Source organism: Variovorax nivicola, assembly GCF_051216475.1.
Classification (GTDB): Bacteria; Pseudomonadota; Gammaproteobacteria; order Burkholderiales; family Burkholderiaceae_C; genus Variovorax.
In genome coordinates this window covers 1,123,501-1,135,944 of record NZ_JBPJZK010000001.1, presented here as the reverse complement: position 1 = coordinate 1,135,944, position 12,444 = coordinate 1,123,501, and the positions used below count along the sequence as shown (strand labels likewise).

Annotated in this window: 12 protein-coding genes; 2 read left to right on the top strand and 10 right to left on the bottom strand. The window is 66.7% G+C overall.

Going from position 1 to position 12,444, the window contains the following annotated elements; translation table 11 throughout:
- Positions 1-73 precede the first annotated feature (73 nt).
- The gene (locus tag ACSFBF_RS05320) at positions 74-1,381 is read left to right on the top strand and encodes an aspartate aminotransferase family protein (RefSeq protein ID WP_435465306.1); all 1,308 of its coding nucleotides are present in this window, start codon (positions 74-76) and stop codon (positions 1,379-1,381) included.
- Here ACSFBF_RS05320 and ACSFBF_RS05315 read toward each other — a convergent pair.
- The 9 genes from ACSFBF_RS05315 to ACSFBF_RS05275 all read right to left on the bottom strand — a co-directional run bounded on the left by ACSFBF_RS05315 (position 1,378) and on the right by ACSFBF_RS05275 (position 10,607).
- Positions 1,378-2,457, bottom strand: coding sequence for an NAD(P)/FAD-dependent oxidoreductase (locus ACSFBF_RS05315; protein ID WP_435465305.1), 1,080 nt, complete (start codon positions 2,455-2,457; stop codon positions 1,378-1,380). The genes ACSFBF_RS05320 and ACSFBF_RS05315 overlap by 4 nt on opposite strands.
- Positions 2,415-2,744 (bottom strand): ferredoxin FdxA, encoded by a 330-nt coding sequence (gene fdxA / locus ACSFBF_RS05310; RefSeq protein ID WP_093123335.1) that lies wholly within the window; start codon positions 2,742-2,744, stop codon positions 2,415-2,417. Before fdxA ends, ACSFBF_RS05315 begins: the two co-directional genes overlap by 43 nt.
- A gap of 43 nt (positions 2,745-2,787) precedes the next feature.
- Complete coding sequence (locus ACSFBF_RS05305; protein ID WP_435465304.1) at positions 2,788-4,137, bottom strand: sulfate adenylyltransferase subunit 1; 1,350 nt, start codon at positions 4,135-4,137, stop codon at positions 2,788-2,790.
- Positions 4,137-5,078 (bottom strand): sulfate adenylyltransferase subunit CysD, encoded by a 942-nt coding sequence (gene cysD / locus ACSFBF_RS05300; RefSeq protein WP_093054501.1) that lies wholly within the window; start codon positions 5,076-5,078, stop codon positions 4,137-4,139. Before cysD ends, ACSFBF_RS05305 begins: the two co-directional genes overlap by 1 nt.
- Before the next feature lie 43 nt (positions 5,079-5,121).
- Positions 5,122-5,754, bottom strand: coding sequence for a phosphoadenosine phosphosulfate reductase domain-containing protein (locus ACSFBF_RS05295; RefSeq protein ID WP_435465303.1), 633 nt, complete (start codon positions 5,752-5,754; stop codon positions 5,122-5,124).
- 21 nt (positions 5,755-5,775) lie between these two features.
- Positions 5,776-6,171 carry a DUF934 domain-containing protein gene (locus ACSFBF_RS05290; RefSeq protein ID WP_435465302.1) on the bottom strand — a complete coding sequence of 132 codons (396 nt, stop codon included), beginning with the start codon at positions 6,169-6,171 and terminating at the stop codon, positions 5,776-5,778.
- Positions 6,168-7,946, bottom strand: a complete 1,779-nt coding sequence (locus ACSFBF_RS05285) for a nitrite/sulfite reductase (RefSeq protein ID WP_435465301.1) — start codon at positions 7,944-7,946, stop codon at positions 6,168-6,170. Before ACSFBF_RS05285 ends, ACSFBF_RS05290 begins: the two co-directional genes overlap by 4 nt.
- Positions 7,947-8,281: 335 nt before the next feature.
- The gene (locus ACSFBF_RS05280; protein WP_435465300.1) at positions 8,282-9,259 is read right to left on the bottom strand and encodes a tripartite tricarboxylate transporter substrate-binding protein; all 978 of its coding nucleotides are present in this window, start codon (positions 9,257-9,259) and stop codon (positions 8,282-8,284) included.
- A gap of 7 nt (positions 9,260-9,266) precedes the next feature.
- A complete protein-coding gene (locus ACSFBF_RS05275; protein WP_435465299.1) occupies positions 9,267-10,607 on the bottom strand; it encodes an arylsulfatase in 1,341 nt (446 codons plus the stop codon).
- A 105-nt stretch (positions 10,608-10,712) separates the two neighbouring features.
- Between ACSFBF_RS05275 and ACSFBF_RS05270 the strand changes: the two genes are divergently transcribed.
- Positions 10,713-11,606: a LysR family transcriptional regulator gene (locus tag ACSFBF_RS05270; protein ID WP_435465298.1), complete on the top strand. Its 894-nt coding sequence runs from the start codon at positions 10,713-10,715 to the stop codon at positions 11,604-11,606.
- 13 nt (positions 11,607-11,619) lie between these two features.
- Here ACSFBF_RS05270 and ACSFBF_RS05265 read toward each other — a convergent pair whose 3' ends face one another.
- Positions 11,620-12,438 carry a M55 family metallopeptidase gene (locus tag ACSFBF_RS05265; RefSeq protein ID WP_435465297.1) on the bottom strand — a complete coding sequence of 273 codons (819 nt, stop codon included), beginning with the start codon at positions 12,436-12,438 and terminating at the stop codon, positions 11,620-11,622.
- Between the last annotated feature and the right edge of the window lie 6 nt (positions 12,439-12,444).

Here is a 12,444-nt window from a genome sequence, read left to right as displayed (position 1 = left end):
AATATTAATTGAGCACTGACTAATAAATTGCGCTGCAAGCGACGATCACACCACCACCCGAAGGACATCTGCCATGACCCATGCCGCCATCGACCAGGCCCTTGCCGGGGCCCATCAGCGCTTCACCGAGGGCAACCCCGCCAGCCACCATCAGTTCGAGGAACAGGCGCGCTACATGCCCGGCGCCAACAGCCGTTCGGTGCTGTTCTACGCGCCGTTTCCGCTGACCATCGCGAGGGGAGCGGGGGCAGCGCTGTGGGATGCCGACGGCCACCGCTATGCCGACTTCATCGCCGAATACACGGCCGGTGTCTACGGCCACTCCGCACCCGAGATCCGCGAAGCCGTCGCCGAGGCGATGCAAGGCGGCATCAACCTCACGGGCCACAACCTGCTCGAAGGCCGGCTGGCCAGGCTCATCTGCGAGCGTTTTCCGCAGATCGAGCAGTTGCGCTTCACCAACTCGGGCACCGAGGCGAACCTGATGGCTCTGACAGCCGCGCTGCACTTCACGGGGCGCCGCAAGATCGTGGTGTTTGCGGGTGGCTATCACGGCGGCGTGCTGGGCTTCGGCGCAAAGCCGCTGCCGACGACGGTGCCGTTCGATTTCCTGGTGCTGCCCTACAACGATGCGCAGACGGCGCGCGAGCAGATCGAAAAGCATGGCGCCGAGATCGCCGCCGTTCTGGTCGAGCCGATGCAGGGCGCGAGCGGCTGCATTCCGGCGCGCCTCGACTTCCTGCAGGCGCTGCGAGAGTCGGCCACGCGCGTCGGCGCGCTGCTGGTGTTCGACGAGGTAATGACCTCACGCCTGGCGCCGCACGGGCTGGCGAACAAGCTGGGCATCCGGTCGGACCTCACCACGCTGGGCAAGTACATCGGCGGTGGCATGTCCTTCGGCGCTTTCGGCGGACGTGCCGACGTGATGGCGCTGTTCGACCCGCGCACCGGATCGTTGGCCCACTCGGGCACCTTCAACAACAACGTGCTGACGATGGCGGCCGGTTATGCTGGGCTAACGAAGCTGTTCACGCCCAAGGCGGCCGGTGCGCTGGCAGAGCGGGGCGAGGCGATGCGGGCGAGGCTCAATGCGCTTTGCACGGAAGAGGGCGTTGCGATGCAGTTCACCGGGCTGGGCTCGCTGATGAACGCGCATTTCGTGGGCGGCGAGGTGCGCAGCATCGACGATCTTGCAGCGGTCGATGGGCGCCTGCGCCAGCTGCTGTTCTTCCATCTGCTGAGCGAGGGCATCTACACCTCGCCGCGCGGCTTCGTCGTGCTGTCGCTGCCGTTGGCGGACGCAGACATCGACCGCTACGTTGCTGCCATCGGCAGCTTCATCGGTGAGTACCGGGCGCTGTTCCCCCGTGCCGCGAACTAGCGGGAGCCGGCCACGCCCAGCAGCTCGTGCAGACGCGTGCTGGTGGTCGTGTACTGCAGCGGCACGGCCTTGCCGGGGAACACGATGACCGTGGCGCCCCAGGCGGCCAGCGTGGCCTCGTGGAAGCCGCAGACGATGAGTTTCTTCTTGCCCGGGTAGGTGTTGATGTCACCCACCGCGAACACGCCGCGTTCGCGGGTTTCGTACTTCTCGGTGTCGACCGGCACCTGCTTGCGCTCCAACTCCAGGCCCCAGTCGGCAATGGGGCCGAGGCGCGGCGAGATGCCGAGGCAGGCGATCAGCGCGTTGAGCGGCAGGTCGACCGTCGTTGCGTCGGGCGTGGTGATCTGCAGTTGCTTGCCGTCGAAGGCGGTGGGCTGGCCGACCTTGAAGGCCAGCTTGCCTGCGGCCACAAGGGCGCGCATGGCTGAAATATTGGCCTCATCGGCCTGGAACCCGTCGCGCCGATGGACCAGCGTGACTTGCTTCGCCTTGGCTGTGAGCGCAATGGCGGTTTCAAGCGCGATGTCGTCGCCACCATTGACCACCACCGTCTGCCCGGCAAAGCGGTCCAGCGAATCGGGGTGATAGAAAAGCGAGCTGCCTTCGTACTGCGCAATGCCCTCGACCGCGATGCGCTTGGGCACGAAAGCCCCGACGCCGGCCGCGATGAACACCGTCTTCGCCAGGAAGGCCGTGCCGGCCGAGGTGGTCAGCAACAAACGTTCGTCGGCCTGGCGGGCCAGCGTGGCAACCTGCTCGCCAAAATGAAACTGCGGCTTGAACGGTGCCACCTGCAGCAGCAGCGACTGCGCCAGACCGCGCCCGCTGGTCACGGGCGTGCCGGGAATGTCGTAGATCGGCTTGTCGCCATACAGCGCCACGCACTGGCCGCCCGCGGCGGGCAGTGCATCGACGATATGGCAGGAGATTTCGAGCAGGCCCAGCTGGAAGGCCTGAAACAGCCCCACGGGGCCGGCACCGACGATCAGCGCGTCGGTCTCGATGGGAGCGGCGGTGGCGGCCGGCTGGTTCAGCGGATCAGCTCCCCGACCTTGTCCGTCTTGTCTTTCCACTCTTCGGCGTCAGGCAGGGCGGGCTTGCGCTTGGTGATGCTCTTCCAGCCGTCGGCCAGGGCCAGCTCGGCGTTGATCTTGATGAAGGCGATCTGGTTGGCCGGCAGGTCTTCCTCGGCGTAGATCGCGTTGACCGGGCACTCGGGGATGCAGACTGCGCAGTCGATGCATTCGTCCGGGTCGATCACCAGCATGTTGGGACCTTCGCGGAAGCAGTCGACGGGGCAAACGTCCACGCAGTCGGTGTATTTGCAACGGATGCAGGCTTCGGAGACGACGTGAGTCATTTGTCTTTTAACGTCAGTGTGAGATCGGGGGAAACCCGAGATTTTAGGCCTTTGCGGCGGCGGGCTGCACGAGCACGGCAGCAGCGGTCTTGTGGGAGGCCGTATCGACCAGCACCAGCGAGCCCAAGGCACGCGATTGCGTGAAGGGCAGCACGGCCAGCGGCTGCTGCAGCGCAAGCACCACGTCGCCGATGGCATTGGCTTCCAACTGCGTTGCTGGCTCCGATTCGAGCGTCGTGATGTTCACGCGATCGACGATGCGCGCCACCTTGGCCTTGACCCAGCGGTGGCCTTGCAGCGCCCAGTACACGCGGCCCGCGACCAGCGGCTCGTCGTCGAGCCAGGCCACGGTGGCGGTGATCTCGCGTACCGGCTCGAAGGCGCCGGGCGCCAGCAGCCAGTCGCCGCGCGACACGTCGACCTCGCGGTCGAGCACGATGCCGGCGCTGTGGCCTGCATGCACCGCCTTCGGCTGGCGCGTGTGGCTCAGCACCTGCGCGACCGTGGCGGTCTGGTTGCTCGGCAGCACGGTCACGCGCTGGCCGGGTTCCACGTGGCCCGAGGCGACGCGGCCCCAGAACACGCGGCGGCCCTGCGAGGTGTCGGCGGACGACGAGAACTTCTCGACCCACTGCACCGGGAAGGCGAAAGGCACGGCTTCGTCCTGCGCCGTCACGGGCAGCTCTTCGAGCAGCTCGAGCAGGCTTGGGCCTTCGTAGCCGACCCAGTCGGCATGGCGCGTGGCCACGTTCCAGCCCTTGAGCGCCGAGATCGGCACGATGCCCGCCACCTGCACGCCGGCCGCTTCGGCAAAGGCGTTCAGCGCGGTCGAGATGCGCTCGAAGGCGAGGCCGGCGTCGTCGATGGCGTCGAGCTTGTTCACCGCGAACACGATCGACTGCACGCGCAGCAGATGGCACAGCAGCGTGTGGCGGCGCGTCTGCGGCAGCAGCTCGCGCTTGACCACGGTGCCGTCTTCCACTTCGGCGGCCCAGGCCAGCTTGGTTGCGTCGACCAGCACCACGGCGGCGTCGGCGGCCGAGGCGGCCGTGACCATGTTGCGCGTGTACTGCTCATGGCCCGGCGCGTCGCCGATGATGAACTTGCGCTTGGCAGTCGAGAAGTAGCGGTAGGCAACGTCGATCGTGATGCCTTGCTCGCGTTCGGCCGAGAGGCCGTCGGTCAGCAGGGCGAGGTCGGTTTCACCGCCGCGCTGCACGCCGGCCAACTGGTCTTGCAGCACGGTCTTGCTGTCGACCAGCAGGCGGCCGATGAGCGTGCTCTTGCCGTCGTCGACCGAGCCGCAGGTGATGAAGCGCAGCGCGGTGCCGGTGTCGCCGTGCGCATTGGCGGCGGCGGTGTTCACAGGGGTAGCAGTCGTCGTCGCGCTCATCAGAAGTAACCGTCTTTCTTGCGTTTTTCCATGGATGCTTCGGACGTCATGTCGTCCATGCGGGTCGCGCCGCGTTCGCTGACGTCGACCGACAGCGTCTCCAGCACCACGTCGCCCGCGTCGGCCGCAAGGCTCTCGACCGGGCAGGTGGTCGTGATGTCGCCCACGGTGCGAAAGCGCACGTCGCGCACCTGCACCGTTTCGCCGTCGCGCGGCGGGGTGAGTTCGGTCACGGGCACCAGCAGGCCGCGGCGCTCCACCACTTCACGCTTGTGCGTGTAGTAGATCGACGGCAGGCCGACATGCTCGCGCTCGATGTATTGCCACACGTCGAGCTCGGTCCAGTTCGAGATCGGGAACACACGGAAGTGTTCGCCCGGGGCCAGGCGGGTGTTGAACAGCGTCCACAGCTCGGGGCGCTGGTCCTTGGGCTGCCATTGGCCGAAGCTGTCGCGATGCGAAAAGATGCGCTCCTTGGCGCGCGCCTTTTCCTCGTCGCGGCGGGCGCCGCCGATCAGCGCGTCGAAGCGGAATTCTTCAATTGCTTCGAGCAGCGTCACCGACTGGTGCGCGTTGCGCGACTCGCCCGGGTGGGCCAGGCGCACGGTGCCGCGCTTCATCGAATCCTCGACGCTGCGCACGATCAGCTCGGCGCCCAGTTCCTTCGCGCGTTGGTCGCGGTAGGCCGTCACTTCGGGGAAGTTGTGGCCGGTGTCGATCATCAGCAACGGGTAGGGAATGCGGCCGACGCCGAAAGCCTTTTCCGCGCACTTCAGCAGCACCAGCGAATCCTTGCCGCCCGAGAACAGCAGGGTGGGGCGCTCGAAGGCGGCCGCGACCTCGCGCAGGATGAAGATGGTTTCTTCTTCCAGCGCATCGAGGTGCGTGTTGGAGAGGTGCGCTGGTGACAGCAGCAGTTCGGTTTCGGTACGGGCGTTCATCGGATGAGGTGCTGGATGCAAAGGATCGGTGAGCCGTTGGCTCTCAGTGCGCGAGATGCAATCCGCACTCGCGGTTATCTTCGCCCTTGGTCGGGTCCACGTAGTCGAAGTTGTTCGGCAGGCCGTGCGCTTCGCAGTACTCGTACAGCTCCTTGGACGACCAGTGCAGCAGCGGCGCGACCTTGATCAGGCCGTCGGGATTGACGCTGACCGGGTCCATCTGCGCACGAACGGCCGTGTCGGTGGCCCTAAGCGCGGTGAACCAGACCTTCGGTGCCGTCTCGCGCAGCGCGCGGGCAAAGGGCTCCAGCTTCACTTCTTCCGTGAAGGCGGCATGGCGTGGATCGTCGAGCGCCGGCGTCGGCCCCTCCACCGCTTCGCGATGCGCACGCGAGCGGCGCGGCAGATAGATGTGCAGGTCCAGGCCCAGCTGCTTCGTCACCTCGTCGGCAAAGCGGTAGGTGGCTTCGGTGTTGTAGCCGTTGTCCATCCAGACCACGGGAACATCGCGCTTTGCGCGCGTGACCATATGCAGGATCACGGCCTCGAAAGGGCGGAAGTTGGTGGTGATGATCGCGGGCTGGCCCAGGCCGATCGCCCAGTCCGCCAAGCCCTCGGCGTTGCGGCCGAGTTCGGTGTTGATGCGTGCGAAGTCAATGTCCGTGGCAATGCTCATGTCGAAAGTTCCCATGCGCTCTCAGTTGCCGGCCGCGAAGTGCGGCGCGGTCTGCACCGCGTCGCCCTGGTAGAAGGCGCCAAAGCGGTCGAACTGGCGCTGCGCGTCGGAGGCGTCAACGCCTTCCTTCAGCACGGCGCTCGAGAAGCCGGTGCGCTCCATCTGCACCAGCTGGTCGATCAGCACGTCGCCCGTGGCGCGGATGTCGCCCTTGAAGCCGAGGCGGCGGCGCAGCAGGAAGGCCTGGCTGTAGGCGCGGCCATCGGTGAACTTCGGAAAGTTCAGGTCGATGCGCTCGATGTCGGCCAGGCACACCTCGATGGCGAGCGGGTCGGCATCGTTGGCCAGTTGCAGCACCTTCGGGTCGCCGTCGTCCACGTGTTCTTCGGCCGAGAGGATGTTCAGAGTCTTGTTCATGCTGCTTCCTCCACCTTGAAACGCGCACCGTTGGCGGCGGCCTTGAACGGGTCCGGCCCCACGCGGCGCAGCGTGTCGATGAAGTTCTCGCCGCTTTCGCGGGTGTCGCGGTAGGTGGTGAGCACGGCCTCGATCACGCCCGGCACTTCGGCCGCCGAGAACGAGGGGCCGACCGCCTTGCCGGCCTGCGACGCGCCGCTGAGCGCGGAGCCGTCAGAGCCGCCGAGGGTGACCTGGTACCACTCCTTGCCGTCCTTGTCGACGCCAAGGATGCCGATGTGGCCGCTGTGGTGGTGACCGCACGAGTTGATGCAGCCGCTGATGTGCAGGTCGATCTCGCCCAGGTCGTCGAGCTCGTCGAGGTCTTGATAACGCTCGGTGATGGCTTCGGCGATGGGAATGGAGCGTGCATTGGCCAGCGCGCAGAAGTCGCCGCCGGGGCAGGCGATCATGTCCGTCAGCAGGTGCACGTTGGCACTGGCGAGGCCAGCGGCGCGCGCGGCGAGCCACAGCGCGTGCAGGTCTTCGGCATGCACCCAGGGCAGCACCACGTTCTGGTCGTGCGTCACGCGGGCCTCGCCGGCCGAGAAGCGGTCGGCAAGTTGCGCGAGCGTGTCGAGCTGGTCGGCCGATGCATCGCCGGGCGCCTGCTTCAGGCGCTTGAACGACAGCGTGACGGCGCGCAGCGCGGGGTTCTTGTGCGGTGCCACGTTGCGGGCCAGCCAGCGGGCGAACTGCACGTCGTCCGCGGCGTGGACGCGCAGTTCGGCGTCGGTCTTCTCGGCGCTCTGCAGCACGCGGGTGGCCAGCGTCGGCGGCACGAAGGAGGCGGCCACGCGGTCGTACTCTTCCTGCGTGATGGTGTGCGGCGCGCCGTCGTGCTCGAGGATCTGCTTGTACTCGGCGTCGACGTCGTCGATGTAGCGCTGGCCTTCGGCCTTCACCAAAATCTTGATGCGCGCCTTGTAGATGTTGTCGCGGCGGCCATAGCGGTTGTAGACCCGGATCACCGCTTCGAGGTAATTCATGATCTGCTGCCACGGCAGAAACTCGCGCAGCACCGTGCCGATGATGGGGGTGCGACCCATGCCGCCGCCCACCTGCACGCGAAAGCCGATTTCGCCGGCTTCGTTCTTCACCACGTGCAGGCCCACGTCGTGCCAGCCGGTGGCGGCGCGGTCTTCGGTGGCGCCGGTGATGGCAATCTTGAACTTGCGCGGCAAAAACGCGAACTCGGGGTGCAGCGTGCTCCACTGGCGCATGATTTCCGCGAACGGGCGCGGGTCGGCGATCTCGTCGACGGCGATGCCGGCGCGCTCATCGCTCGTGATGTTGCGGATGCAATTGCCGCTGGTCTGAATGCCGTGCATGTCGACCGAAGCCAGCAGGTCCATCACGTCGGCCGACTTGGCGAGCGGAATCCAGTTGTACTGGACGTTCTGGCGCGTCGAGAAGTGGGCGTAGTGGGTCGGGAGCTTGTGGCTGCCGAGCAGGCCCTGCGTCTCGATGGCCTTCTTGTAGACCTCAGCCTCGGGCTCGTCGTACTCGCGGGCGATACGGGCCAGCACGCGGATCTGGCGGCTAGAGAGCTCGCCGTAAGGCACGGCCACGCGCAGCATCGGTGCGTAGCGCTGCACGTACCAGCCGTTTTGCAGCCGCAGGGGGCGGAACTCGTCTTCGGCGAGCTTGCCCTTTTGCCAGCGCTCCAGCTGGTCGCGGAATTGGGCAGCCCGCTGGTGAACGAACTGGCGATCGAATTCTGTGTATTGGTACATCGTGCGTGTGTCTTGAAGAAGTGCGGTGCCGCACGTACAACGGGGCGCCCCAGCAAGAAGCCGAGATTCTGAAAGCCCGCCTTATGGAAACAAACTATTTTTTGGTTCGCGCTTTATGCGGATAAGCTTATTCGCCAGCATCCATGCGGGTTGCGGGGCGGTTTGATGCTTATTCCGGATAAGGCGAGGACGCTGGCGCGGGGGCGCCAGACCGGGGGATTCTAGGAACCCGGGAGCGACGATCTGGCGGGCGCGCATCCGCCGTTCGGCGGATCGGCCGCGAGCCTCTGACTTCGTGATGCTGGCCACCGGCATCGAAGCCGGCGGCAGATCGATCAATCCAGTGTCAGATTGGCTTTTTTCGCCAGCGCCTGCCAGCGTTGCAATTCCTGCATCACGAAAGCAGTGGTCTGCTCCGCCGTGGCAGGTGCGGGCGTTACCCCCGCGGCCGCATAGCCCGCCTGGACCTCGGGCTTCTGAAGGGCCTGGGCAATGGCCGCATTGAGGGCGCGCACGCGCTCGACGGGCACGCCCGCAGGCGCGGCCACCACGAACCATTGATCCGCGTCGAAACCGGGTAGCCCGGCCTCGCGCAGCGTGGGCACGTCGGGCAGCGCGGGCGACCGCACGGCGGTCGTCACGCCGTACGCATGCAGCTTGCCTGCCTTGATATGCGGCAGGACCGGGGTGATGCCGAGCATTCCCAACGGCACCTGCCCGCCCACGACATCCGTGACGGCTTGGCTGCCTCCCTTGTAGGGAACGTGCACGATCTGCGTGCGTGCGATCTGGTTCATCAACTCCCCGGCGAGGTGCTGGCTGGTTCCGTTGCCGGACGAGGCGAAGCTGAAGGCCTTGGGGTCCTTTCCGGCGGCGGCGAGCAACCCGGCCAGCGTGGGCGGCAAGGGGCTGGCCATGGTGCCCACCAGCACCATCGGGCCCTTGGCCAGCGTCGCCACGCCGGTCAGTTCCTTGCCGATCTGGGGCACGGGAACGTTGGTCAGGATCGGTCCGGGAATGGTGACCACCGTCAGCCCGTCATGGGGCGCCCTTGCGGCCGCCTGCAGCGCGATGGCGCCCGCGGCGCCCGGCCGGTTGTCTACGACCACCGGTTGCCCGAGCGCCTGTTCGACATGCCGTGCGACAAGGCGGGTGAGGATGTCTACGCTCCCGCCGGGCGGTTGACCGACCAGCCATGTGATGGGCCGGCCCGCCGCACCTTGGGCGAAAAGGCGGGGCGAGGCGGCGAGTGCGACGGCACCGCCCAGGGCCGCCAATGCGCGGCGACGTGAAGTAGAGGGCGTGTTGTTCATGGAGGGCTCACTGTCCGTCGAGTTGGCCGGGCGGGGTGTTGGGATGCTGCGCACAACTGTCCTGAAACGCCTTGACCAGCTTGAGCACCGGACCCAGGACCCAGGTGTTGTAGACCAGCACGTCAGTCGTTTCCTTGGGGTCGCGAGTGGTATTGAAAAGGTAGGGCGACTCCAGCTTTCCCTTTCCTTCGTTGACCTCGGGCTCCCAGTAGAAATGCAGTTTCCAGTCGCGCCACTTCACGGCGCGCAGATCGTTCTTGATATAGAACGGAAAGCCCTCGCGAGCCGATTTCTCGCACTCGCCCAGGAGAAAAGGCAACTGGTCCACGCCGTCGATCGGCCGGTCTTGCGGCAGGGCGGCACCGGCCACGCCCGCCAGAGTCGTGAACAGGTCGGTCACGTGGACGATCTCGTTGCTCACGCGACCGGCTGCAATGCGGCCCGGCCAGCGCGCGATGAAGGGGACCCTCAGGCTGCCTTCCATGGCTGTGTGGTACGTGCCGCTCCAGGGGCCGGCGGTGCCGCGGTAGGGCGCTCGGAACTCGGGCCCGTTGTCGCTGCAGAAGATCAGGAGCGTGTTGTCGGCTGCACCCAGCTCATCCAGCGCGCGGACCACCTGACCGACGCGGTGGTCCATCTCCACCATCGAGTCCGCGAAGTCGCCGGCTCCCGTACGCCCGGCGAATTCGGGGTGTGGCAGCGTGGGGAAATGCAGGTGGACCAGGGGCAGGTAAAGGAAGAAGGGTTTGCCGGTTCCGGACTGGCGCCGCATGAAGTCGATGGACATGTCCACCAGATCGGCATCGATCTGCCGCCGAGCCTCCAGGTCGTACACCTTCACGTTCTGCGAGGGCTCGCCGCTGCGGCCGCGCATGATCCAGGGCAGGTCCACCACGCTGGGGTCGAAGCCGACCGTCGAAGTGAACTGGCTCTCGTCGGTGGTGCGCGGAATGCCATACCACTCGTCGAAGCCCCGGTCCGAAGGAAAGCGGCCGGGCACATCGCCCAAGTGCCACTTGCCATAGTGCGCGGTTGCATAGCCTCGGGCCGACAGCAACTGGGCCAGGGTGATTTCGCGCCGGGTCAGCCCCTGGGGGAGGCCCGGTGGCACCGATTGCAGGCAGCCGGTGCGAATTGGGTGGCGGCCGCTCATCAAGGCCGACCGGGTCGGTACGCAGTCGCTTTCGACGTTGAAGTTCTGCAGCAAAAGGCCTTGCCTCGCGAGGGCGTCGATGTTCGGCGTAGGCGCGCCGCGCAGCGCGCCTCCGCCGTAGCAGCCCAACTCACCCCAGCCGAGGTTGTCGGCAACGATGAGGACGATATTCGGTGCAGAGGAGGACAGTGGCATGGCAGCGGAATGAGGGATTGGCGTATCCGGAATCTAAGTGCCGGTGCCGCCGAATCCCATTCCCCAACAGCGTTGAAGTCATAAACTTCAGGAATGTCTCTGTCGATGCGCGATATCCAGTACTTCCTTGCGGTCGCGAAGGCCGGCCTGCTTTCGGCGGCGGCCGACGAGCAGGGCGTGACCCAGCCTGCACTGACCAAGGCCGTGCGTCGGGTGGAGGCCGAGTTCGGGCTGCAGCTGTTCGAGCGCAGCGCGCGCGGCATGGTGCTGACTTCGGCTGGGCTGAGGGTTGCCGAGCAGGCGCGCCGGCTGCAGGCCGACTATGCGGACACCGTGCAGCTGGCCAATGAAATGAGGGCACAGCAGTCGGGGCTGCTGCGCGTGGGCGTGACCGACACCACGTCGGGCAATCGCGTCGCGGCGGCGCTGGGCTCTCTGCTGGCCAAGCGCCCGGGACTGCGGGTGCGCTTGCGCGTCGACCGGTCGGACACCCTCGCCACCCTGGTGCGCGAGGGCGAGCTGGATCTTGCATTGGTGCCTGCCTACGAAGGCCAGCCGCTGGATGCAGAGCGCACCAAGGTCGACAACGATCCCATGCTGCCCCTGGTGCGGTCGGGCCATCCGCTGACGCAGCGCGCCCGCGTGGCACTGGCCGATGTCGCCACGTACGGATGGATCTCGGGGCCAGCCAGTTCGGCGGCCTTCAAGGCGATCACAGACATCTTCGCCCGCCACAACCTGTCTGCGCCGCGGGTAGTGATGGAGGTGCCATTTGCGTCCGAGCTCAACCTGTCGGTGCTGGCGGCGACCGATCTCGTCACCTTGGTGCCGCGCTCCTTCATGCGGCATGCCGACGACAGCCGTTTTGCCGTGCTGCCGGTGCCGGCGCTGCGCGTGCCACGTGCCGTGGTGCTGCTCTCGCGCCCGGGCTCGACATGGTCGCCGCTGATGCAGGCGCTGCGCGACAACCTGCTGGCCCTCAAGGCCGCGCCGGCCTGAGCCCGGCAGCGCCTCAGCGCAGCATCGAAGACATCGCCGAGCAGCAGTTCAGCATGCGCACCGCCGCTTCCACCGTATCGGCGGTGAAGCGCAGGGTGACGCCGTCGATGCGCTCGAAGGTTGGCCATTGGCAGAACAGGTCGGCCAGTGCGGTTGTCTGGGTGCGCAGCGTCACGGTCTGCGGGCCCTTGAAAACGAGCGGCTTCGCGTTCGCACGCGCGGCCAGAGCTTCTTCCACCCCCGCGCGAATCGCCCGGCGTGACTGCTCGGGCGACAGCGAAATGCCGCTGGTGCAGCCAGTGGCCTTCTTGGTCTCGACGAAGGTCGCGTGCGGAAAGAGCGGACGGTTCTCGGCGATGAACACGTCGTCGCCGCTGCCCATCACCACAGGCACGCCGTATTCGCCGGCCAGCGCGCCATAGAGCCCGGCCTCGCCCAGTTCCTGTCCGCCGAGCGAGATGCCTGCGAAGGCAAAGCTGTTGATCGTGTGCGCCAGGATGCCGCGCCCCTGCGCGCGCGAGTGGTAGCCGACCATGCAGACAGCGTCCACGCCTTCTTCCACGCCCGCCACCATGCTCAGATAGCGCGGCTTGCCCTGCACGACACGGGCGCGTGCATCGAGCACGTCGGGCGGCATGTTGCGGAAGCCGCCGTGCGAGTCGTTCACCAGCACCTCGGTGGCGCCAGCGTCGAAGGCGCCGGCAATGGCCGCGTTGGCTTCGTTTGTCATCAGCAGCCGCGCGCGCTCGAACTCGGGGTTGCCCGGGCGCACCTGCTCGGAGTGGTAGACGCCGGCGACGCCTTCGATGTCGGTGGAGATCAGGACTTTCATGGAGCG

Excerpts from the sequence above, each read along its gene's own strand:
- fdxA (WP_093123335.1), bottom strand. The coding sequence starts at position 2,744 with ATGACTCACGTCGTCTCCGAAGCCTGCATCCGTTGCAAATACACCGAC.
- ACSFBF_RS05305 (WP_435465304.1), bottom strand. The coding sequence starts at position 4,137 with ATGAGCGCGACGACGACTGCTACCCCTGTGAACACCGCCGCCGCCAAT.
- cysD (WP_093054501.1), bottom strand. The coding sequence starts at position 5,078 with ATGAACGCCCGTACCGAAACCGAACTGCTGCTGTCACCAGCGCACCTC.
- ACSFBF_RS05270 (WP_435465298.1), top strand. The coding sequence starts at position 10,713 with ATGCGCGATATCCAGTACTTCCTTGCGGTCGCGAAGGCCGGCCTGCTT.
- ACSFBF_RS05295 (WP_435465303.1), bottom strand. The coding sequence starts at position 5,754 with ATGAGCATTGCCACGGACATTGACTTCGCACGCATCAACACCGAACTC.
- ACSFBF_RS05265 (WP_435465297.1), bottom strand. The coding sequence starts at position 12,438 with ATGAAAGTCCTGATCTCCACCGACATCGAAGGCGTCGCCGGCGTCTAC.
- ACSFBF_RS05320 (WP_435465306.1), top strand. The coding sequence starts at position 74 with ATGACCCATGCCGCCATCGACCAGGCCCTTGCCGGGGCCCATCAGCGC.
- ACSFBF_RS05275 (WP_435465299.1), bottom strand. The coding sequence starts at position 10,607 with ATGCCACTGTCCTCCTCTGCACCGAATATCGTCCTCATCGTTGCCGAC.
- ACSFBF_RS05280 (WP_435465300.1), bottom strand. The coding sequence starts at position 9,259 with ATGAACAACACGCCCTCTACTTCACGTCGCCGCGCATTGGCGGCCCTG.
- ACSFBF_RS05290 (WP_435465302.1), bottom strand. The coding sequence starts at position 6,171 with ATGAACAAGACTCTGAACATCCTCTCGGCCGAAGAACACGTGGACGAC.
- ACSFBF_RS05285 (WP_435465301.1), bottom strand. The coding sequence starts at position 7,946 with ATGTACCAATACACAGAATTCGATCGCCAGTTCGTTCACCAGCGGGCT.